The organism is Streptomyces sp. NPDC001108, from assembly GCF_053598535.1.
On record NZ_JBSFKL010000003.1, the window covers coordinates 248,048 to 268,731 of the forward strand.

24 protein-coding genes and 1 pseudogene are annotated in these 20,684 nt (G+C 72.1%); 8 read left to right on the forward strand and 17 right to left on the reverse strand.

The annotated features are described in order from the left end of the window. Positions 1-86 precede the first annotated feature (86 nt). The gene (locus ACWC97_RS09640; RefSeq protein ID WP_352273277.1) at positions 87-431 is read left to right on the forward strand and encodes a hypothetical protein; all 345 of its coding nucleotides are present in this window, start codon (positions 87-89) and stop codon (positions 429-431) included. Positions 432-494: 63 nt separating this feature from the next. On the opposite strand, the pseudogene ACWC97_RS09645 reads toward ACWC97_RS09640, so the two are convergent. Together ACWC97_RS09645 and ACWC97_RS09650 are read right to left on the reverse strand one after the other, a co-directional pair. Further along, positions 495-701, reverse strand: a pseudogene (locus ACWC97_RS09645) (transposase); the annotation flags it as partial. Next, complete coding sequence (locus ACWC97_RS09650; RefSeq protein ID WP_352272988.1) at positions 698-865, reverse strand: hypothetical protein; 168 nt, start codon at positions 863-865, stop codon at positions 698-700. The pseudogene ACWC97_RS09645 and the gene ACWC97_RS09650, both read right to left, overlap by 4 nt. 316 nt (positions 866-1,181) lie before the next feature. Here ACWC97_RS09650 and ACWC97_RS09655 point away from each other — a divergent pair, with 316 nt between their 5' ends. Then, a complete protein-coding gene (locus ACWC97_RS09655; RefSeq protein WP_450648798.1) occupies positions 1,182-1,454 on the forward strand; it encodes a DUF7878 domain-containing protein in 273 nt (90 codons plus the stop codon). Between the two features lie 155 nt (positions 1,455-1,609). On the opposite strand, the gene ACWC97_RS09660 is transcribed toward ACWC97_RS09655, so the two are convergent. The 4 genes from ACWC97_RS09660 to ACWC97_RS09675 all read right to left on the reverse strand — a co-directional run bounded on the left by ACWC97_RS09660 (position 1,610) and on the right by ACWC97_RS09675 (position 4,189). Then, positions 1,610-2,128, reverse strand: coding sequence for a hypothetical protein (locus tag ACWC97_RS09660; protein ID WP_450648442.1), 519 nt, complete (start codon positions 2,126-2,128; stop codon positions 1,610-1,612). A gap of 9 nt (positions 2,129-2,137) precedes the next feature. Further along, positions 2,138-2,965, reverse strand: coding sequence for an SDR family oxidoreductase (locus ACWC97_RS09665; protein WP_450648444.1), 828 nt, complete (start codon positions 2,963-2,965; stop codon positions 2,138-2,140). A 268-nt stretch (positions 2,966-3,233) separates the two neighbouring features. Beyond that, positions 3,234-3,803, reverse strand: a complete 570-nt coding sequence (locus tag ACWC97_RS09670) for a TetR/AcrR family transcriptional regulator (protein WP_352272992.1) — start codon at positions 3,801-3,803, stop codon at positions 3,234-3,236. Beyond that, positions 3,800-4,189: a hypothetical protein gene (locus ACWC97_RS09675; protein WP_352272993.1), complete on the reverse strand. Its 390-nt coding sequence runs from the start codon at positions 4,187-4,189 to the stop codon at positions 3,800-3,802. Before ACWC97_RS09675 ends, ACWC97_RS09670 begins: the two co-directional genes overlap by 4 nt. A gap of 218 nt (positions 4,190-4,407) precedes the next feature. Here ACWC97_RS09675 and ACWC97_RS09680 point away from each other — a divergent pair, with 218 nt between their 5' ends. Then, on the forward strand, positions 4,408-5,391 hold the full coding sequence (locus ACWC97_RS09680) for an intradiol ring-cleavage dioxygenase (RefSeq protein ID WP_450648446.1): 984 nt from the start codon (positions 4,408-4,410) through the stop codon (positions 5,389-5,391). Between the two features lie 128 nt (positions 5,392-5,519). After that, positions 5,520-6,374 (forward strand): triphosphoribosyl-dephospho-CoA synthase, encoded by an 855-nt coding sequence (locus tag ACWC97_RS09685; RefSeq protein WP_450648447.1) that lies wholly within the window; start codon positions 5,520-5,522, stop codon positions 6,372-6,374. Positions 6,375-6,392: 18 nt separating this feature from the next. On the opposite strand, the gene ACWC97_RS09690 is transcribed toward ACWC97_RS09685, so the two are convergent. The 3 genes from ACWC97_RS09690 to ACWC97_RS09700 form a co-directional block, all read right to left on the reverse strand. Continuing rightward, positions 6,393-6,971, reverse strand: coding sequence for a TIGR03086 family metal-binding protein (locus tag ACWC97_RS09690; protein WP_450648449.1), 579 nt, complete (start codon positions 6,969-6,971; stop codon positions 6,393-6,395). A gap of 70 nt (positions 6,972-7,041) precedes the next feature. After that, entirely contained in the window at positions 7,042-7,260 is a 219-nt protein-coding gene (locus tag ACWC97_RS09695) for a hypothetical protein (RefSeq protein ID WP_352272997.1), read from the reverse strand. 112 nt (positions 7,261-7,372) lie between these two features. Beyond that, positions 7,373-8,581: a helix-turn-helix domain-containing protein gene (locus tag ACWC97_RS09700; RefSeq protein ID WP_450648451.1), complete on the reverse strand. Its 1,209-nt coding sequence runs from the start codon at positions 8,579-8,581 to the stop codon at positions 7,373-7,375. Between the two features lie 109 nt (positions 8,582-8,690). On the opposite strand from ACWC97_RS09700, the gene ACWC97_RS09705 reads away from it, so the two are divergent. From ACWC97_RS09705 to ACWC97_RS09715, 3 genes are all read left to right on the forward strand, one after another. Further along, positions 8,691-9,224, forward strand: coding sequence for a flavoprotein (locus ACWC97_RS09705; protein ID WP_352272999.1), 534 nt, complete (start codon positions 8,691-8,693; stop codon positions 9,222-9,224). A gap of 64 nt (positions 9,225-9,288) precedes the next feature. Continuing rightward, positions 9,289-10,158, forward strand: coding sequence for an aldo/keto reductase (locus ACWC97_RS09710; protein ID WP_450648453.1), 870 nt, complete (start codon positions 9,289-9,291; stop codon positions 10,156-10,158). A 94-nt stretch (positions 10,159-10,252) separates the two neighbouring features. Then, positions 10,253-11,044 carry an ABC transporter ATP-binding protein gene (locus ACWC97_RS09715; protein WP_352273260.1) on the forward strand — a complete coding sequence of 264 codons (792 nt, stop codon included), beginning with the start codon at positions 10,253-10,255 and terminating at the stop codon, positions 11,042-11,044. A 5-nt stretch (positions 11,045-11,049) separates the two neighbouring features. Here ACWC97_RS09715 and ACWC97_RS09720 read toward each other — a convergent pair whose 3' ends face one another. Genes ACWC97_RS09720 through ACWC97_RS09730 form a run of 3 tightly spaced genes read right to left on the reverse strand, consistent with a single transcriptional unit; the run spans position 11,050 to position 13,313 of the window. After that, positions 11,050-11,451 carry a nuclear transport factor 2 family protein gene (locus tag ACWC97_RS09720; RefSeq protein WP_352273001.1) on the reverse strand — a complete coding sequence of 134 codons (402 nt, stop codon included), beginning with the start codon at positions 11,449-11,451 and terminating at the stop codon, positions 11,050-11,052. Further along, the gene (locus ACWC97_RS09725; RefSeq protein ID WP_450648456.1) at positions 11,448-12,023 is read right to left on the reverse strand and encodes a DUF1697 domain-containing protein; all 576 of its coding nucleotides are present in this window, start codon (positions 12,021-12,023) and stop codon (positions 11,448-11,450) included. Before ACWC97_RS09725 ends, ACWC97_RS09720 begins: the two co-directional genes overlap by 4 nt. 9 nt (positions 12,024-12,032) lie before the next feature. After that, the gene (locus tag ACWC97_RS09730; RefSeq protein WP_450648458.1) at positions 12,033-13,313 is read right to left on the reverse strand and encodes an MFS transporter; all 1,281 of its coding nucleotides are present in this window, start codon (positions 13,311-13,313) and stop codon (positions 12,033-12,035) included. A 265-nt stretch (positions 13,314-13,578) separates the two neighbouring features. On the opposite strand from ACWC97_RS09730, the gene ACWC97_RS09735 reads away from it, so the two are divergent. Next, the gene (locus tag ACWC97_RS09735; protein ID WP_352273004.1) at positions 13,579-14,397 is read left to right on the forward strand and encodes a hypothetical protein; all 819 of its coding nucleotides are present in this window, start codon (positions 13,579-13,581) and stop codon (positions 14,395-14,397) included. Positions 14,398-14,439: 42 nt separating this feature from the next. Here ACWC97_RS09735 and ACWC97_RS09740 read toward each other — a convergent pair whose 3' ends face one another. The 5 genes from ACWC97_RS09740 to ACWC97_RS09760 all read right to left on the reverse strand — a co-directional run bounded on the left by ACWC97_RS09740 (position 14,440) and on the right by ACWC97_RS09760 (position 20,571). Beyond that, entirely contained in the window at positions 14,440-15,573 is a 1,134-nt protein-coding gene (locus ACWC97_RS09740) for a DUF4185 domain-containing protein (protein WP_450648460.1), read from the reverse strand. Positions 15,574-15,904: 331 nt separating this feature from the next. Further along, on the reverse strand, positions 15,905-17,107 hold the full coding sequence (locus ACWC97_RS09745) for a S8 family serine peptidase (protein ID WP_450648462.1): 1,203 nt from the start codon (positions 17,105-17,107) through the stop codon (positions 15,905-15,907). Positions 17,108-17,489: 382 nt separating this feature from the next. Further along, on the reverse strand, positions 17,490-18,788 hold the full coding sequence (locus tag ACWC97_RS09750) for an ABC transporter substrate-binding protein (RefSeq protein WP_352273007.1): 1,299 nt from the start codon (positions 18,786-18,788) through the stop codon (positions 17,490-17,492). Continuing rightward, positions 18,788-19,627 (reverse strand): carbohydrate ABC transporter permease, encoded by an 840-nt coding sequence (locus ACWC97_RS09755; RefSeq protein WP_450648464.1) that lies wholly within the window; start codon positions 19,625-19,627, stop codon positions 18,788-18,790. Before ACWC97_RS09755 ends, ACWC97_RS09750 begins: the two co-directional genes overlap by 1 nt. After that, the gene (locus ACWC97_RS09760; protein WP_450648466.1) at positions 19,624-20,571 is read right to left on the reverse strand and encodes a carbohydrate ABC transporter permease; all 948 of its coding nucleotides are present in this window, start codon (positions 20,569-20,571) and stop codon (positions 19,624-19,626) included. Before ACWC97_RS09760 ends, ACWC97_RS09755 begins: the two co-directional genes overlap by 4 nt. Positions 20,572-20,684: the final 113 nt, after the last annotated feature.

Sequence of the window (20,684 nt, forward strand, 5' to 3'; positions counted from 1 at the left end):
TGATTTCCGCTGGGCGGGCATGGTTTAGCTCAGCGTGAGGGAGGCATGCGGCGTCTTGTTTCGGCTCCGTGATCGAAGGGTGCGCGATGGCGTCGGTGTTGGGAATGCTGGAGGAGCGGGAGACAGCGGCCCGAGTGCGGGTGGAGGGACTGCGGGAGGAAGCCGCCCGGCTGGCTGGGGTGCTGGAGGCCGCAGAGATCGAGCTGGACCTGCAAGTGATCGCGCGGGAGGAGCTGATGGAGGCCCTGGCGGCCTCGGCTGCTGAGACCACTGCCGTGACCGAGGCCGCGGCGGAATCCGCGCCCGCGCCGGTGCCGGGCTCGATCGTGCCCCCTTGGCACGAAGGACTGCCGGTGACGATGCTGGCGCCGGACCACCAGGGATTCTGGGCGTGCTGGAGGAGCGGCAGTCCGCGGGCCAGCAGCCGCTGAAGGCCAGTCCCGGGCCAGCCGACGTGAATGCATCAGCCACGCGAACGTGCGCTCTGCCACCCACCGCCTGGGCAGCACCACGAAGCCCGTCATCTCGTCGGTGCGTCTGACGATCTCCAGGGTCAGGGCGAGTTTCTCCCGTGCCCAGTCGACCATGCCACCGGTGTAGCCGCCGTCAGCCCAGACCAGGGTGCTGTCGCGGTGCAGGCGCCGCAGCCGCCTCAGCAGGCCCGTTGCGGCGTCCCCGTCGCCGATGTTCGCGGCGGTCACCGCGACGACCAGGAGCGGAGCAGGCCGAGCGTGTCGGTCCCGGACACCTTCTTCCCGCCGTCGTAGCCACGTGAGGCGGCCGGCACCGTCGCAGCGGCCCGCACCGACTGCGCGTCGATGATCCCCGTCGTGGGTGAGGCCTCACGGCCCTCGCGTTCACGCACGGCACCGGCAGCAACGGCCGGACAGCCGCCCACTCCGCGTCCGTCATGTCCGACAGATAGCGGCGCACCCGGTCCGGATGAGCGGCCGCGTTGCCGCACACGTGCGCTTGGAAGATCACCCGACCAGGAACTCTGTTCGACTTGCACGTTCCAAGATCGATTGAGATACGGCTTCTTATAGGGTCTTCCGTCTGTGGATGGCCCGGGACAGGGCCTCAGATCTCTTGGAGGCTGGGCAGTGCAGTTCGTGTGCCGAAATTTCGGCCTGTGGGATCTGCCGCGGCGTGGCCTCACCCAGCAGGAGGTTCCGCTGGAGGTGCTTCTCCTTGACATTGAGGCAGAGATGTCCATCTGGGAGGACGGGCGGCCGGTGTGGTCCGAGGAAGCTTTCCCCGTGGCCGAGCTGGCTCATCACCTGGCGCTCTGGCTCCACAGTCCGAACGTCGGCCGACAGGACTTCCAGCTCGACTATCGATCCCGCCTTCATTCCGAAGCCTTGACGGACAGTTCTGACTGGTGGGGTGATCACGCAATGACTGGTCTGATCAGGGGTCGGAACCATCCCGGACGGCGCCGTTCGCCGGGCTGAGCCCACACCAGTCTCGCAACCTGGTGACCACGTCGCGGCGTTCGGGAGCAGACGCGATGCGGCTGGGCGGGCCGTGGGGTTTGCGTGGGAGAACCCGGTGCTGCTGGTTGCGGACTCTGGGCGGACAACTTGACGATGCGACAGCGGTGGTTGCCTCAGTCGTCGGCGGCGACGATGAGCGTGATCCGCCCGGCCGCGCGGTCGACGAGCACGAACTCGTGAAAGCAGTCGTGTACGCGTCCCCAGTCATGAACCGCCTCGTCACCGAGCTCGTTCAGGTAGTAGATGCCGTCGGCCGCGGCCACGCGGGCGAACACCTCCCGCTGCAGATCTGCCTCCAGTCCGGTGGGCACGTCCCGGAGCGGCGCCGCCCATTCCCGCAGGATCTGGACGGCCTTCTCCTGGCTGATGGGCGCGTACAGATCGGGAGTGATCGACCCCAGCCAGTACGGACCGTGCCGGGGCCCGTCCGGCAGCACTCCACCGCCTGCGTAGTCGTCCCGGAACTGCTCATGCCCGATCAGTGCGGCAAGCAGCCCTTCGTCGTCCACCGGCTCCGCGGAGAAGCGCAACTGCTTGATGTCGACCCACCGGAACCCGTGCTCCTTCGGATCCTGCATGGAGCGTCGAAAGTTGATGAAGACGCTCACCCCGTGAACGAGCTCGCTGTCCATGGCACCAGCCTAAAGAGCGAGGAACTCGCGGGCGCCGCGGAGCCTGGTCCGGAGCCGTTCCTGGGTGGCACGGCTGTCGAGCCGGACGTCGAGTGCTCCGGGAAGTGCGCTGTCGGCCCGCAGGCCGGCGGGGAGCCGGGAGGCGTCGAGCCCGTCACGCCGGGCGATGAGCATGCCGAGTTCGTGACGGCTCACGGGGTCGGCTCCTGCCAGGCGGTGGACGCCGGACCGGTCGCTGGACGCGAGTTCCAGGAGGGCGGCGGCCAGGTCGGCGACGTGGACGGGGCAGCGGACGTCGTCGGTGAACAGGACGCCGGTACGGGTTCCGGCCGCGAGCTCGTGCACCGCGCGTACGTGGTCGGATCGCTGGTCGCCGATGATCAGGGAGGTCCGTGCGACGACGGCGCCCGGGTTCACGAGGCGGATGCCGGTCTCCGCCGCGGCCTTCGCGGCGCCGTAGGGGGTGAGTGGGTCGGGGAGGCGGGATTCGTCGTAGTGGACGCGGGCGCCGGAGAACACGGCGTCGCTGGATACATGGACCAGGCGGCTGGCGTGCCTCGCCGCTGCCATCGCCAGGCGGGCCGGCCCCTCGGCCGTCACCGTCCAATCGGGCCCGCCGCTCGTCGCGTTGACGACCACGCGAGGTTCCACGTCGGCCATGACCGCCTCGATGCGGTCGAGGTCGCGCAGGTCGAGGGCGTGCCACGAGACCTTTGGAGCGCTGCCGGGCCGGGTGCGGGTGGCGAAGGTCGCAGCCGTCGCATGGCCCGCTGCTGCTGCCTGGCGGACCAGCTCGGTACCCAGGAACCCACTGCCGCCGACGATCAGGATGGTCATGGTGCGACACGGTAGAGGAGGTGCCACTCCGGCACTGGTGAGACTGATCGGACTCCGCCGACGTTGTTGTCCCACGCAGGGAGAAGTGACAGCGGGCTCAGTGGCTTGCCTTCTTGTGGGCCGATACCGCCGATGTCGATGTCCACGGCCCGACGGAAGGAGGCCCGGCGGAAGGATGCCCGCCGGGCCGCGTGGAACTCGGCGAAGAATGGCCGCGACCCGTGTTCTGAGCGGCGGATTCGTCGCTGGGCGGCCCTGCGGACGGGCGCTACTCCAGCTCGTGTTTCACCAGAGCCGCCAGGCCCTCGACTAGGGGGGTGGGGTCGAGGTCCGGGTCGAGCATGCGCTGGAGCAGGAAGCCGTCCATCGCCGCGGTGATGGTCACTGCCGCGGGAAGCGGACGCGCCACCCCGCGCTCCGCGAACCAGTCGTGCAGCCACTGCCGGAGCCGGGACAGGGAAGCGGCGATCTCGGCGCGCAACTGATCGTCGCGGTTCGCCGCGACGAGCGACTCGTACAACAGCAGCAGTTCCGGATCCCGCGAGTCGCTGGAGCACAGTCCTCGGAGCATCAGCTCGACCGCCGCTGACGGGTCCTCCTGCGTCAGGGCGTCACCGATCCGGTCGAGGAAGAACGTCTGGATCCTGCCCACCGCGGCGATGCGCCTGAGTTCGCCGATGCTTCCCACGTGGTAGTGGATCACGCCGGTGTTCACACCCGCACGTTCCGCGACCCGTCGGCTGGTCACGCCGCCCCAGCCCACTTCGGGGATGAGTGAGGCCGCGGCCTCGATGATCTTCTCTCGCGTGCTCGTCCGAGGAGCAGGGGCGTCGTTCACAGTCTCATTCCCTGGATCGCGATCACGGCACCGACGCCGGCCGAGGCCAGCGCGATGGCCTCGAGAACGAGCAACTGTACCGGCAGCGGATCGGGCACGACGGGGAAGACCGCACCGAGGTCGGCCGCGAAGACCAGGACGTACACCAGGCTCAGGATCAACGCCGCCACGAACACCCAGTGCTGGTCCGCAAGGGCGAACCCGGCCACCACGAAGCTGGCGAGGCCGAGTGAGGTGAGACAGACGTTGAACCCGTTGTACTGCCAGCGGGGCAACGACGAGAAGTCCCTGGTGTCGATCAGCTTTCCCGGGACCATGGGAATCAGCAGAAGCGCCTCCCAGACCAGGAACGCCCCGGTCAGGGTCGTCAGCAGGGAATGGTTCATCACACGCTCCAGGGCCGTGGGCTTCATCCGTGCAGGGGATTTGGACGATAGTCCTGGACGGTCGTCCAAATCAAGTCTCGTCCCCGTGGCCGGGAATCGTGCATGCCCCCAGGACAGCGGCGGCTTCACAGCTCGTTCCTATGTGGGTGCGGGAGGGTGGGCCGTCCGCCGCCGGTCGCGGGACCGGCCCAGGCCCAGGCCCGAGGAGTCAGTCACCCATGCCCCTTGATGAAGCTCAGGACAGCTCGCGGGACGGTTCGTCGTCCCGGGCGCGCACCTCGCGCCGGAAGGTACTCGTCGCCGGCGGGGCGGCGGTGGCCGCGGTCGGTGCGGGCGGTGCCTTCGCCACCCACGCCTCCGCCGGGCCGACCCCGGCGAAGGCGCAGGCACAGGCACAGGCACAGGCGTCCGGTGCCGGCACCACGGAACTCTGTTACCGGCTGAGCACGGAGGCCATCGAAGGCCCGTACTACATCGACGCCGACAAGATCCGCAGGGACGTCACGGAGGACAGGGAGGGCATCCCGATGACCCTCGCCATCAAGGTCGTCGACTCCGAGACGTGCCGTCCGCTGCGGAACGCCGCGGTCGACATCTGGCACTGCGACGCGCTCGGCGTGTACTCGGGGTACGAGAGCATGAGCTCGGGCGGCTCCCCCTCCGGCCCACCCACGGGCGAACCGCCGACCGGTGAACCGCCCACGGGCGAACCGCCCGCCGGCGGCGGGGGCATGCACCAGGAGCCCACCGACGACGAGCGCTACCTGCGCGGCACCTGGCGCACCGACCACAGCGGCACGGTCCGGTTCACCACCGTCTTCCCCGGCTGGTACCAGGGCCGGGCGGTGCACATCCACACCAAGGTCCACGTGGGCGGCGCCTGGACCAAGGAGGGGTACGAGGGCGGACACACCTGCCACACCGGCCAGTTCTACTTCGAGGAGGAGGCCGTCCTGGCCGCCGCCGAGGTCGAGCCGTACGCGGCCAGCACCGTCCGGCGCACGACCCTGACCGAGGACATGATCTACGACGGGAGCGGCACCACCGGCGGTCTGCTCACCCTCCGGTACAGGAAGCACCGGATCGCGGCGGGGGTCGCCGCCTCGATCACGGTGGGCGTGGACCCGCAGGCCACGCACGACGGCGACGACGCCCCCGGGCCCGGCGGCCCGGCCTCCCCGTCGGCATCCGCCACGGGGTGACGGACGGCATCACCGGCGACCGTGCCGACCGTGCGGCCCGTCACCGACGGGCCGCACGGCGGCACAACCGGGCACGGGTCCGAAGGCCCGGAGGGGATCGGAGGGGATCGGAGGGGATCGCAGGCACCATGACCGACCACCGCGACGAACTGCTGGCCGGGGCCGCCGTGCGCGCCCTGACCGAACAACTGGCCCTGGCCCCGAAGCCCGGCCTGCCCGACCCGCGCGACCTCACCGCCCGGGTCTCGCGCCGCGACCACGCCACCCTCCGGTGGTCGGCCATCGCCCTGGCCCCCGGGATCGCGGCGATGGCCGCCGCGGCCCGCCGCAACGACGGGCCCACGCCCGGGCTGCGGGCGGAACTCGGTGCCATCGGGCGCGGCACCGAGCACACGGCCCGCCTGGCCGGCGGCGGCCACCGGGGAGCGCTGTTCGTCCTCGGCCTGCTCGTCGCCGGTGCCGTCCAGAGCCGCTCCGCCTCCGCCGACGAGGTCACCCGGGCGGCCGGACGGATCGCCGCGCACCCCGACCGGAACGCGCCGCACCGCCCCACGCCCGGCTCGGCGATGGCGGTGACCTACGGAGCCGCCGGTGCACGCGGCGAGGCCCGGGCCGGCTTCCCCCATGTCCGCAGCGCCCTGACGGCCCTCACCGCCTCCCGCGACGCCGGGGCCACCGAGGCGCAGGCGCGGCTGGACGCCCTGCTGACCGTGGTGTCGAGCCTCCGTGACACCGGGATCCTCCACGCGGCGGGCCCGGCCGGTCTGCGCCACGTCCACGCGGGGGCGCGCGCCGTCCTGAAGGCGGGCTCCGTCGCGACCGCCGCCGGGGCCGAGGCCCTGGCCGCGTTCGACGACGACCTCCGCACCCGCGGCTGGAGCCCCCGGGGAAGCGCGGGTCTGCTCGCCGGGGCCCTGTTCGTGGACGGTCTCGGCTCGTCCGCCCGCCCGGCCGCCGGTGCCTGGACGGTCACGGCCGGGTGAGTCCCCGCCGCGGGCGGATCACACCCACTTCGGGTCGCGTCCGCTGTGGGCCAGGGCCCGTTCGAAGTCCGGGGCGCCCTCGGCGACCTCCACCTCGTCGGCGAAGCCGTCGTACTGCCGGTACAGCTCGGCGGTGCCGTCGACGACCTCCCGGACGTAGGCGGCCGCCGCGTCGGAGAGCCGGAACTCCTCGCCGATGGTCCGGGCCACGTCCCAGCCGTGCAGGGCGGTCTCCTCGATGAGCATCGCGGCGACGTCACGGCCCGGGGACGTGGAGTTGCCCAGGTCGATCTCGCCGTCCCAGACCGCCGGGTCCGCCCAGGCCGCGACCGCGCGGTCCAACTGCTCCGCGTACCGCTCCGCCCAGTCGGCGTCGGCGGTGAAGTCCCGCCCGACGAGCTCCTCCGGAAGCTCCTTGCCCAGGGCCCGGTGCTCCAGACCGTGGGACGTGTACAGCACCCAGTGGTTGACGAGACCCCGCAGGTCCCAGTCACCGCAGGGCGTTCGGGTCGCGCCGAGCTGATCGGCGCGGACGGTACGGGCGATACGAGCCGCCTCGGCGGCGACCTCGGTCATATGAGCGTGCTCGGTCTTCATGCCGGAACCCTACGAGCGGGGCCCGGCCGGGCGATTGAAGAAAGGCGACACGTTCCGCCGGGCCGCCCGGTCAGCAGGCGAGCCCGGCCTCGCGGGCGGCGCAGGCGGCGGCGTCCGAGCAGGCCCGGGGGAACCAGCTGTAGGCGGCACCGGCGGCCGGGCGGGTCCGCTGCTCGCCGAGATCGGTGTCGGTGCCGATGGTCAGGGCGGCCCGGCACCAGACGCAGGACCATCCGCGCTGCTGCTGCTCCGTCAGTTCGCTGGCCGACGGAAGGTTCCTCACGTTCATGACGCCCCCGGCTCCTCGCTGGTCTGGTGGGAAGAGGATCCCCGGCCCCGGGGGCCGGAACGCTCACACTTCTGTGAGCGGGCCGGGAGGTTTCCGGCGGACCGGACCGGCTTCAAAGGCCGATCCAGGACGTCATGTTGACCAGATGGTCCGAGGTGCGGCGGCTCGTGTGGAGGAGCCCGGCCACGGTCTCCCGGGTGCGCGGGTGGTAGCGGGTCTGCTCCGGGGCGGCCCGGCGGGCCGCGAGAAGATGGCGCAGGGAGGCGTCCAGGTGACCGGTCTCCATCTCGACGACGGCACGGTCCACCAGGAACCGGGCCCGGCGCGAAGTCAGCGTCGACGGGGGGAGTTTCACGGCGCGGGCCTGGCGCAGCGCGGCGTCGAAATCGCGCATGGTGATGGCCGCGCCGATCTCGTGCAGGTTGACGTTCATCCGGCCGAAGCTCAGCCAGTGGACCTCGCCCGCCTCGCCGCCGACCCGGTCGGCCAGCTCCCGGGCGGCCTGGATGTGCTGCGCCACGGCCCGTCCGTCCCCGGCCCGGGCCGCCATCTCCGAGGCTCCGAGGTGCAGTTGGCCCGCCACGACGAGCCCTTCGCGCGAGCTCTGGCCGACGACGAGCGCCTGCCCGGCCTCGACCAGGCGCCGCCCGAGATCCGGCTCGGCATCGACGTGGCTCAGGGCCCGCCGGTACTGGCGGATCGCGGCGAGGCAGGGGTCGGAGGCGTGCGCGGCGGCCCAGCCCATGCGGTCGAGTGCGGTGATGGCGAGGTCCGCGAAGCCGAGTTTGGCGGCGATGTCGTGGGCGGTGCGGTACGCCGAGGCCAGGGCGCGCCAGACCTCGGTGCTCGGTGCCGTGTGCACGGTGAGGGTGAGGTCGTCGATGACGCCGGGGAGCGCGAGGGCGGCCTTCCTGAGGTATGTCGCCCGGACCTCCTGGCAGAGGCGGTCGGTGTCGCGGACCAGCTCCCGCGCGGTGCGGGTGGGGTGGTGGCCGTCGGGTCCGAGGTCGTACAGGGCGAGGGACTCCCGGATCGGGCGGACCAGCGCGGAGAGCCTGCTCTGTTGTGTCTCGGTCGCCCTCGGGGGTCCGGTGAGGAGGGCGATGTCGATGCCGAGGCCGCGGGCGACGGCGGCGGTGAACTCGGCCGTCGCCACCCGGGCCCCGCACTCGACCTGGTTGAGCAGGCTGTAGGAGTAGGGGATGCGGGCGGCGAGCTGGCGCTGGCTGAGCCGGGCGAGCTTCCGCTGTTCCTTGATCCGTTCGCCCGTGCTGGTGTCGTCCGGTACGGGCCTGCCGGCCCCCTCGCGTTCCTCGTTCATCGCCGGGAACCGTACCCACGCGGTCCGTCGCGGGATTCGCAAAGCGGCCCCATGCCAACCGGATTGAGGAAAATTGGCCGGTCCCGCCCCGGCGCGATGGGATGGCGGTATGACGACTCTCTACCTGCTCGGTTCCGCCGCTCCGCCCGTACTCGACATCGCTTCGGTCATCGAGAAGGCCCAGGCCCGCGGCTACGACGTGTGTCTGGGGCTCACCCCGTCGGCGGCCCGCTGGCTGGAGCCGGGGGCGGCCGGGCTGGAGCGGCTGACCGGGCACCCGGTGCGGTCCGGGTACAAGGCGCCGGGTGCCCGGGACGTCTGGCCCCCGGCGGACGTGGTGCTGTTCGCGCCCGCCACGTTCAACTCGGTCAACTCCTGGGCGCTGGGTCTCACTTCGAGCTTCGTGGTGGGTTTCGCGGCCGAGGCGATCGGCAAGGGGATCCCGCTCGTCGCGATGCCCTGCGTCAACTCCGCGTACGCCCGGCACCGGGCGTTCGGGCGGAGCGTCGCCGAGCTGAGGGAGATGGGGGTCACGGTGCTCTACGGCCCCGGCGGGTTCGAGCCGAACCTTCCGGGCGAGCGCCGCCCGGGCGGATTCCCCTGGGAGCTCGCGCTCGACGCGGTCGACGCACTGGCTCCGTAGGCTCCGGGCGCGGGCGCCGTGGACGCTTCCGGGGGGCGTGGATCCGGGAACATAGGATCGTGGGATGACTTCGTTCTCCTGTTCCCCCGGTGAGACCTTTCTGCTCGGCGGCGAGCTGCCCTTGCGGCGGCTCGGTTACGGCACGGCCCAGCTGACCGGGCCCGGCTACTGGGGGCCGCGCGGCGACCGCGGCGCCGCCGTGGCGGTGCTGCGGGCCGCCGTGGAGCAGGGGGTCACCCTGATCGACACGGCGGACAACTACGGCCCCGGGCTGGCCGAGGAGCTGGTCGCCGAGGCCCTGCGTCCGTACCGCGACGACCTGGTGATCGCGACCAAGGGCGGTGTGGTCCGCACCAGCGACAGCGCCTGGCACATCGAGGGCCGGCCGGAGCGGCTGCGGGCGATGTGCGAGGCCAGCCTCGGGCGGCTGCGGACGGACCGGATCGACCTCTACCAGCTGCACCGGCTGGACCCGGACGTGCCGATGGCGGAGCAGTTGGGCGCCCTGGACGAGCTGCGGCACGAGGGTAAGATCCGGTACATCGGCCTGGACACCCTGACCGCCGAGCAGCTGGAGCAGGCGCTCTCCCTGACCGGGATCGCCTCGGTGCAGAACCGCTTCAATCTCCTGGACCGCTCGTCGGAGGCGGTGCTGAAGACGTGCGAAGCCCATGGCCTCGCCTTTCTGCCCTGGTTCCCGCTGGGCAACGGCGCGCTGACCGGTGACGCCGCCGCAGCGCTCTCCGGCATCGCCGACCGACACGGCGCCACCCGCGGGCAGATCGCCCTCGCCTGGCTGCTGCACCGCTCCCCCGTGCTCTGCCCGACCCCGGGCACCGGCTCGGCCGCCCATCTGGAGGAGAACCTGGGGGCGCGCGAGATCCGGCTGTCGGACGAGGACCTGGGCGCCCTGGAGGCGCTCGTACCCGTATGAGAAGAAGGAGCACCCGGCTGTGACCACGCCCGGTACCACCACCCCACCGACCACCGTCCCCGTCCCCGTACCGGCCGCCGAGGACGCCGGGGCGGTGCCGGTGATCCGGGCCGACGGCGTCCAGCTGGTCCGGGACGGCAAGGTGCTGCTCGACTCGGTCTCGCTGACGGTGCGCGCCGGCGAGCACTGGGCGCTGCTCGGCGCCAACGGGGCCGGGAAGAGCACGCTGCTGGGGCTGCTCGGCGCGGTGAAGCACCCCACCCGGGGTTCGGTGGAGGTGCTGGGGCGCCGGCTCGGCCGGGTCGACATGCGGGAGCTGCGTTCGCTGCTCGGCCATGTCGATCCGCGTCATCCGCTGCGCTCCCCGCTGTCGGTGCGCGAGGTGGTGCTGACCGGGCTGACGAACTCGGTCGAGCCGGTGCCGCGCCGTTCGGTGGACCAGGAGCAGCGGGACCGGGCGGAGCGGCTGCTGGAGATGCTCGGGATGGGCGGCAAGTCGGGGTCGCGCTGGCCGGCGCTGTCGCAGGGCGAGCGGGGCCGTACGCTCATCGCCCGCGCGCTGATGCCCCGGCCGAGGCTGCTGCTGCTCGACGAGCCGGCCACCGGTCTCGACCTCGCCGCGCGCGAGCAGTTGCTCGACAGTCTGGACATGCTGCGTCAGGAGCATCCGGAGCTGGCGACGGTGCTGGTCACCCATCATCTGGAGGAGCTGCCCGCCTCCACCACGCACGCGATGCTGCTGCGGGGCGGCCGGTGCGTGGCCTCGGGCCCGGTGGACGGGGTGCTGACCACGGAGCGGGTCAGCGACTGCTTCGGGCACCCGGTGCGGATCTCCCGTACGGACGGCCGGTGGGCGGCGCGGGCGCAGCGGGTGACGCGCCGCTGAGCCGGTCAGCCGTCGTCGGTGCCGCCGTCCGGGGCGGGGTCGAGGGCGTTGGACGGGGTGGCCTGGTTGTAGTAGAGCACCCAGCCCGTGCCGGTCAGCCGCCACACCGAGCTGCGGTGGTAGACGCGGCCCTTCGTCTCGGTGTCGTAGGTGAGGTGGACGATGTCCTCGGCGAGCTGGACGCCCTGCATCCGGGTGGCGGTGAGCGGGCCGGGGCGCGGGGCGTCCGCCGCGGTGAGCGCGGCGATCATGGAGTCGCGGTCCCAGATCCGTCCGGTGTGGTCGATCTCCCGGTAGTCGGGGTGCAGCAGCGCGGCGAGCAGTTCGGCGGAGGCGCGGACGACCGGGTCCAGGAGGCGCAGTTCGCCCTCGACCGCCGCGGCCACGCCGGGGGACGGTTCGGTCATGCGGGGGCTCCGTCGTGCGCGGGCGTGCCGGGTGCGGTCATCCCGACCAGTGTGGCCACGGTGTTCCAGTTGCGCGAGGTGGCGACGATGCCCTTGGTGACGGAGGTGCGGGAGAGGGCCTCGGCGAGTTTCGAGCGGCCCAGCCCGTCGGGGGCGTAGAGGTAGAGCGCCCGGTCACCGAGGGCGAACGCCTCGGGCAGGTGGGCCGCCGGGTCGATCCCGGCGAAGCGGGCGGCGTCGACCGGCCGGTCGTAGTACGTGACGTGGAGCTGCTTCCCCTCCAGCTCGGCGGCCGGGAACGGGCAGGCCGCCGCGACCGCCGCCAGGTAGGCGCCGTCGCGGACCAGGCAGGGGACGTCGAAGCCGAAGCGCCGGGCGATGGCCCGCTCCAGCTCGGCGGCGAGGGCCTCCTCGTCGTCGGACGCGCTGCTGAAGACGGCGTTGCCGCTCTGCAGGTGGGTGCGGACGTCCGCGTGTCCCAGCTCGGTGAGCAGGGCCCGGAGGTCGGCCATCGGGATCCGTTTGTGGCCGCTGACATTGATCCCGCGCAACAGCGCCGCGTACGTCGTCATGGCCACACCCTAGGGTGTGGAGCCGTACGGGGCGGCGGGCCGTGTCACCCCGTGCCGTCGTACGGACGGGAGGGCCAGCACCACCGCGACCGCGGCCAGCTGCCAGAGCGCGCCGGCCGCGAGGAGCCGGTCGGCCCCCACCACCCCCGAGACCGGCCCGGCCAGTGCCAGTCCGAGCGGTCCCAGGGCGAAGGCGCCCAGGCTGTCGAACGCGCTGATGCGTCCGCGGACCTCGGCGGGGACGTCGCGCTGGATGACGGTGGTCGAGAGGGCGCTGCACACCGCAGCCCCGGCCCCCGCCAGGAGCGCGGCCCCGGCCACCCAGCCCAGCGGCAGCCGTGCGGCCAGCGCCGCCGCCGGGAACGCCCAGCAGGCGGATGCGGTCATCGACCAGGCGAGTGGCCTGCGGGGGCTCCGGCCGAGGAGCGCCAGCCCGCTGAGGATCGAGCCGGTGCCGTACAGGGCCAGGACCAGCCCCCAGGCCCTCGCGCCGCCCAGCCGCTGCTGGGCGAGGGCCGGTCCGAGCACCAGGAACGGGGCCCAGAGGACGAAGTTGAAGAGGCTGATGTGCAGGGTCGTCACCCACAGCCAGGTGCGGGAGGTGAACTCCTTCCAGCCGCGCCCCAGGTCGGCGAAGAGCCCGTGCCGGGGTTCGTCCGAGCGGGACAGGGGCAGCCCGGCCAGGGCCAGGGCGCTCACCCCGTAGCTGAGCGCGTCGACGGCGACCACCGTGCCCGCGTCGAGGACCGCGATGAGCAGTCCGGCCAGGCCCGGCCCCAGGACCGAGGCCACGGCCTGGGACATCTGGAGCACCGCGTTGGCGTCCGACAGCTCGTCCTCGGGGACGAGGCCCGGCACGAGGGCCGTGAGGCTCGGGCTGAACGCGCCCTCGCCGATCCCGAGGAGCACGGCCAGGGCGACCACTTCCCACATCCGCGCGCTGTGGGTCAGCAGGAGGACGGCCAGCACGCCCTGGGAGGCGAACCGGAGCAGATCGGCCGTCAGCATGACCGTACGGGCCCCGATCCGGTCGGTCAGCACTCCGCCGAGCAGCAGCACCGCCAGCACGGCCAGGATGCGGACCGCCATCACCACGCCGACGGCGTCGACCCCGCCGCCGGGCAGCCGCAGTACGGCGAAGGTCATGGCGATGGTGTTCATCCCGGAGCCGAGCAGCGAGGAGCCCTGGCCGATCAGGAACCGGCGGAATCGGGCGTGCCGCAGGGTGCGCAGGCGGCGGGGGGCCGCTCCGGTCCCGGTCGCGGCGGGAAGGCGGGTACGAAGCGTCATGGCTCCGCAGCCTCCCGCTGCCGACGCACCCTCCGCAAGTATTTCCGCGAAAGAAAATTGAGTCTTTCACCAGCAATTTCACTTTCCCTGGAATTCCCGCAGTAAATAGGCTTCATTTACTGCAACATCCCTGGTGGTAGGGTCGGTTGAGGAGAAGCGAGGGAGCGTCGATGAGGTCCATTTACTGCGGGTGGCGGGAATGAGAATCGGCCCGGAAAAGGACACGGAAACTTTGCGTGCGACGCCGGTGGAATACGGTGCCGCCGTGGACCGCTACCTCGCGGCGGCCGGTCTCGGCGACGCCTCCCGCCGCGTCTACCGGGTCTCGCTGCGGGGGTGGGCCTGGCCGTTGGTCGACCGGCGGTCCCCGACCGGCCGGGAGCGCCGGGGTGCCCGTCCGCCCGTCGTGCCGCTCGCCCTGCTGGACGATCCGCGGACCCCGGAGCGGCTGCGCCGGGGACTGGCCGACCGCGCCGCGTCCGCCCTGCCCCGTACGGTGGTCCGCGAGCTGGCCTGTCTGCGCGCGGCAACGGCGTGGTGGCTGGCGCGGGGCTGGATCGTCACGGATCCGACGGCCGGGCTGGAGCCGCCCGGACCGCACCCCGGACCGGCCGCCGCCCCCTCGGCCGCTCCCCCGGCGTCCGCCACCACCCCGGACCGGGCCCGCGCCGCCCTCGCCTCGCGGGCGCCGCTGAGGGAGCTGGCCCTGTGGCATCTCCTGCACGAGTCACGGGCCCCCGTCGAGCGGGTACTCGCCCTCGACATCGACCACCTCGACCTGCCCGGCCGGCGGGCCCGGTCCCACGCGGCGGCCCCCCTGACCTGGGGGCCGGGCACCGCCCGCCTGCTGCCGATGCTGCTCGCCGGGCGCACGGCGGGGCCGGTCTTCGTCACGGGCCGCCGGGCGCCCGCCGGAACACCGGCCGCCGACCGCTGTCCGGTCACCGGCCGGGGGCGGCTCTCCTACCGCCGGGCCGCGGAGCTCTTCACCGCCGCGACCCGGCCGCTGGACCCGGCGGGCCGAGGCTGGACCCTGCTCGTCCTGCGCGAACGGCCGGGCCGCACCGGCCCGGCCTCCGCCTGACGCCGGGCGCCGCCGGGGACGGCGCCCGGTACCGCGCCCCGCTCAGGACAGCATGTTGACCTTGTACTGCATGATCCGGTAGTTCCACTCGTCGTACCACTGGCTGACGACGATGTGGAAGTTGCCGAACGTCGAGCCGGGTACGACGAACCCGCCGTACGGGCTGGCCACGAGGTTGGCCACCTCCTGCCCGGGCGCACAGGGCAGGATCATCGTCTGCTCCAGCGTCCTGGTCAGGTCCGAGGTCGGGAGCGGGAAGACCATCGCCCGGATCGACAGCGGGTCCATGTTGAGCCAGGTGAGGACGTACTTGCCGTCCATGGCGCGGAAGCAGATCTCGCCCCACTTGCGGACGTCGAACACGGTCGTCGGCGCCGGGGCGTTCCACCGCCAGCCGCCGTCGACGTAGCCCCACGGCTCGTAGGCGCCCGGGTCGCCGAGGCGCTCCTTGCGCACCCGGTGGAGCAGCATCCCGGACGCCACCTCGCGGTTGAAGACCGAGGACAGGACGTAGCAGTAGCCGTCGTCGGCGACGGCGTACGTCTTCTGCTGGAACTGGCCGCCGTGCAGGTCGCCCGGCCACTGGCAGAGGTACTCCCAGGACTCCCCGTTGTCGGTGGAGCGCCAGAAGTCCGTGTGGTGGGTGTCGTAGATGACACCGCGCATCAGATGCATGTACATGACGCCGTCGACGACGAACACGTCGGACGGGATCGCCGTCGTGGCCTTGTCCCCGACGGGATTGTGCGGCTCGTCGACGAGGCTGTTGGCGTGGCCGCCACCGACGCTTCCGTCGATGCGCAGGTTGTTGACGTCCCCGTTGCTGGAGCGCAGGCCGACCGGGGCACGCCAGTCGCTCGGTTCGCCGGGGCGTGGCACGTGGTCGCCGTCGAAGGTGTCGCCGCCGACGAAGAGCATGGTGCCGTCCGGACAGCGCACGGGGATGCCGAGGTCGGTCCACGGCGCGGTGAACGGGCCGGTCTCGGCGGGGCCGCTGAGGTTCTTCACCTTGACAGCGAGGGTGGGGCTGGACGGGTCGCCCGGCCCGCCGGCCATGGCCGTTCCGGCGGCCGGGCCGACCATGCCCACCCCCGCGACGACGCCGATGCCGATCTTGAGGAGCCCGCGGCGGGAGTACCCGCCGGCCGCGTCTTTCCCGTTCGATGCTGCTGTCATCCGTCGGTGCCTTTCGGAGTCGGTTCTGAACGGACCGGAGGATGCCCCGGTGCCGGACCGGAACGGCCGGCGCGGTGCATCACCGGCCCAACGCCCGGACGCGGAGGCAGGATGCGGCCGGACCGGGAGTCGGGCCGAGGTCGGCCGAAAGGCGTGGCACACCGGGTGCCGGTGGCGGAATCAATCCGGTCGCCATCCACAACTCCCTTGCAGCACAGTGGAGTTCACGCACGAAGCGGCCGCCGTGCCCCGTGGGGGAGGGCACGGCGGCCGCGTTCTCCGTTGCGCCGGGCGGTTCGGCCGCCCGGTCACCGGCCCGGGGGCCGGGCGGCTATTCGACGATCTTCAGCAGCTTGTTCGGGGTACCCGCGGTGGCGTTGGAGATCGCGTCGGGGGTGGCCCCGTCGGTGAGGGCGGTGGCGACCTCCTCCGGGGTGGCGTCCTGGTGCCCGGCGAGGTAGACGGCGGCGGCGCCGACGACGTGCGGGGTCGCCATGGACGTACCGGAGATGGTGTTGGACGCGTCGTCGCTATCGTTCCACGACGAGGTGATGTCCGAACCCGGGGCGTAGATGTCCACGATCGAGCCGTAGTTGGAGAAGTACGACTGCTCGTCGTCCACGGTGGACGAGGCGACCGTGATGGCCTCGGGGACGCGGGCCGGGGAGGTCTGGCTCGCGTCGGAGGAGTCGTTCCCGGCGGCGACCGCGAAGGTGACGCCGGAGGCGATGGCCTTCTGGACCGCGGTGTCGAGCGCCTCGTCCGCGCCGCCGCCGAGGCTCATGTTGGCGACGGAGGGGCCCTCGTGGTTCTCGGTCACCCAGTCGATGCCGGCGACGACCTGCTCGGTGGTGCCCGAGCCCGAGTCGTCGAGGACCCGGACGGCGACGATCTTGGCCTTCTTGGCGACCCCGTAGGTCGCACCGGCGATGGTGCCCGCCACATGGGTGCCGTGGCCGTTGCCGTCGTCCGCGTCGTCGTCGTTGTCGACGGCGTCGTAGCCGGAGCTGGCGCGGCCCTCGAACTCCTCGTGCGTGGTGCGCACACCGGTGTCGATGACGTACGCGGTCACGCCCTCGCCCGCGCTGTCGGGGTAGGTGTACGCGCCATCACCGGCGGTCTCGGTCTGGTCGATCCGGTCCAGCCCCCAGGACGGCGGGTTGGTCTGGGTCCCGTCGATGTGGAACTTCTTGTTCTGGACCACCTTGGAGACGGCCGGGTCGGCCGCCAGCCGCTTGGCCTCGGTGAGCGTGAGGCCGGAGGCGGAGAAGCCGTTGATGGCGGAGGTGTAGTTCCGCTTGAGCGTGCCGCCGTACTCCTTGGCGAGCTCCGACTTGTCGGCCTTCTGGTTGAGCATGACGATGTAGCTGCCGGAGACGGCGTCCGCGGCGTTCGCGCCGTAGACGACGCCCATCGCGGGGGCGGGCTCGGCGCCCGCCAGCGAGGTGTTGAGCAGGGTGACTCCGGCCGCCGCGGCCACCGCGGTTATCGCCGCGGTGAGCTTGAACCGGCGGGCGCGCTTGTGAATAGCCATGAAGAGGGGTCTCCTCGTCATTCTTTGTGGGGGGATTCGCCCCCGGCCGGAAGATCTCCGGGGGCTGGCTCGAAACCCTCGCCGATTGACGCGCGCAGATCAAGACCTTCAAGCGGCTGTGACTTACTCAACAAACTTTCGTAATAAGAAACCGGCCAGAGACACTCAAGTCGACCGCGTCCACCAGGACTTATGCGGCCCACCCCGAGGTCACGGCACGACCGGCGGTCTTCCCGGGTGGCGCGGAGGACCCCGCCCGGCGGTGCGCACGGGCGGGGTCGCGGCCTGATTCCGACCCTGCTTTCACCGACCTCTCACCTGGCGGCCACATTGCGGCGGTGCGGAACGTTCCGGTGTCCCAAAGACCCCGCCGGAAGCCGGATCAGCGCTGGTAGCGGGCCAGGACCCGGTTCCCGTCGTCGACCAGACGCCGGGTCAGCTCGTCCGGCCCGATGGCCCCGCTGTAGTACTCCTGGAGGGCGGGGGTGGCGACCTTGTCCTTCCACTCCGGGTAACCGCGCACCGACTGGGCGGGCGCCGGACGGAGCGCCTTCGCGACGGCGACACCGGTCGCCCAGCCGTTCTCGGCGGTGTGCAGGGTGGGGTCGGCGAGGGCCTCGGTACCGGTCGGGAGCATCCAGTCGCCCTTGGCCAGCCGCACCATGTTCGGCGGCCGGAGCAGGAAGTCGATGAACCGCGCGGCCTCCTTCTTGTGCGGGCTGGCCTCCGCGACGGACAGGGTCTGCGGGCTGACCCCCTGGGCGAGCCCCGCGCCGCCCGCCGGCGGCGGGAGCACCGTCCACTCGAACCCCTCGGGGGCCTGCTCGACGATCTGCTGGCGGTAGGAGAAGCCGAGCGGCACCATCGCGTACTTGCCGCCGAAGAAGCCGGGGAGGGTGTCGGAGCCGCCCATGCCGAGGGTGGTGCGCGCGGCGCTGCGGTCGGTGTTGACCTGGTCGTGGATGGTGCCGGGAACGATCCGGTCGCCCGGCTCCGCGCGGAGGGTGACCCTGCCGTCGGCGCCCCGGTGGAAGAGCCGGCCGCCGGCGGAGAGGCCGAGGTTGAGGGTGACGGAGACCGGCTCCCTGAGCGGCCAGGCGACCCCGTGCCTCCCCTCGCCGGTCAGCTTCTTGGTGACGCGCCGGAACTCCTCCCAGCTCCAGGGGTGGTCGGGAGTGGGGATCCGGACCCCGGACCGCTGGAGGATCCCGGTGTTGGCGATCAGGACGCGGGGTTCCTGGAGGAAGGGCACGCCGTAGACGCCGTCGCCGAAGGTGGTGGTGGACCAGCTCTGTCGCGGGATGTCGGCGGTCAGCCGGTCGGGGAGGAGTCCGCGCAGATCGGCGAGGAAGCCGCCGTACGCGAAGTCGGCCAGGTCGTCGGAGGCGTCGTGGACGATGTCCGGGGCCTCGCCGCCCTCGAAGGAGGTGAGCAACTGGTCGTGGACGGTGTCCCAGCTTCCGGGGACGTAGGTGACATGGACGTCCGGATGGGTCTCGTTCCACTCCTCCACCAGCCGCTTGTTGACGTCGACGGACTCCTTCTGCCAGGCCAGCGACTGGAACCTCAGCTCGATCCGGCCGTCGTGCCGCCCGCCGTCGTCCTGCCCCGCGCAGCCGGAGAGGAGCAGGGCGAGCGCGGTGGCCACGGCGGCCGTCGCCCTGCGCGTCGTCGTCCGCATCAGCTCTTCACCGCCCCGGCCAGCATGGAACCGGTGATCCGCCGCTGGATGACCGCGAAGATCACCAGCGAGGGCAGGGTGGCGAGGAAGGCTGCGGCGGCGAGCGGGCCGAGGTCGGCCGCCCCCTCCGCGCCGATGAAGTGGGTGAGGACGACCGGCAAGGTCTGCTTCTCCGGTGACTTGAGCAGGACGAGCGCGAAGAACAGCTCGTTCCAGGCGGTGATGAAGGCGAAGAGCGCGGTGGCGACGATGCCGGGGGCCAGCAGCGGGGCGGTCACCGACACCAGGGTCCGCAGCCGGCCCGCGCCGTCGACCGCGGCGGCCTCCTCCAGCTCGACCGGGACGGCCCGTACGTATCCGACCAGCATCCAGAGGGCGAAGGGCAGCGCCCAGACGGTGTACACCATGACCAGCCCCGTCAGGGTGTTGATCAGATGGAGGCTCTTCAGGATCAGGAAGAGCGGGATGATCAGCAGGACCAGCGGGAACGCCTGGCTGACCACCACCCATCCGGTGGCCGCCGTCGAGAGCCGGGAGCGGCGGCGGGCCAGCACGTACGCCAGCGGGGTGGCGACGACCACCGCGAGGGCGGCGGCGCAGAGCGCGGCGGTCAGCGAGTTGGCCCCGGCCCGGAGCAGCGGCTGCTCGTCGAAGGCCTGGCGGAAGTTGTCGAGCGTCGGGTGCTCGGGGATCCAGGTGGGGTGGAGCGAGCCCAGTTCGCGGGCCGGTTTGAAGGCGGTGGAGATCAGCCACAGGAACGGGAACGCCAGGAAGGCGAGGTAGCCGAGGAGCGCGGCGTACTGTCCGGTGCGGACGAGCGGGCTGGTGCGGGTGTTCACCGGTCCTCGCCTCCCTTGAGCCGGGCGGCGAGGTGGACGGCGAGGATGACGGAGATCACCGCGACCATCACGCAGCCCATCGCCGCGGCGTAGCCGAACTGCCCGTAGTGGAACGCCTCCTCGTACGCGAAGAGCATCGGCAGCCGGGTGCGGCCGCCGGGGCCGCCGTTGGTCAGGACGTAGACCAGGGCGAAGGAGTTGAAGTTCCAGATGAAGTTGAGTGCGGTGATGGCGAACGCGACCGGTCTGAGCACCGGCCAGGTGACGGTGCGGAAGCGGCGCCAGGCTCCGGCGCCGTCGAGGGCCGCCGCCTCGTGGAGTTCCCGCGGGGCGTTCTGGACCCCGGCGAGAAGGGCGACGGTGGTCTGCGGCATGCCCGCCCACACCCCGACGACCATCACCGCGGGCAGGGCGGTGGCGAGGCCGGTGAGCCAGTCCCGTCCGTCGCCGAGGGAGAGGTCGCGCAGGGTCTCGTTGAGGACGCCCGCGTCCGGGTTGTAGACCAGCCGCCACATGATGCCCACGACCACCTCGGGCATCGCCCAGGGGATGATCGCCAGCGCGCGGGCCAGCCAGCGCAGCCGGAGCCGCTGGTCGAGCAGGAGGGCGAGGCCCAGGGAGAGGACGAACTGCGGGACGGTGACGCCGAACGCCCAGACCAGGCCGATCCGGAAGGAGTCCCAGAAGAGGGTGTCGTGGAGCAGGTCCTGGAAGTTGAGCCCGCCGACCCACTGGGTGGCACGGGTGCGGCCGGACTGGGCGTCGGTGAAGGCGAGCGCGATGCCGTAGAGCAGGGGGCCGACGCTGAGGACGAGGATCGGGATCAGCGCGGGCAGTACCAGGAACCAGGCGCCGGCGCTCCGGCCCGTCGGCCGGGGCGGGGTGCTCCGGCCGGCCGGCGGGCCGGGTCTCTCGGAACGTACGGTCGCACTCGCTAATGCCATGAATACTCCCCCTTGTGGCGTTTGACCCAGTTCATACCGTTCTGGCCGGTTGGATGGCCCACGTCATCGTGCTGACGGGTCGTCGGTTCGTCAAGGACGCCTGCGCGGGTGCG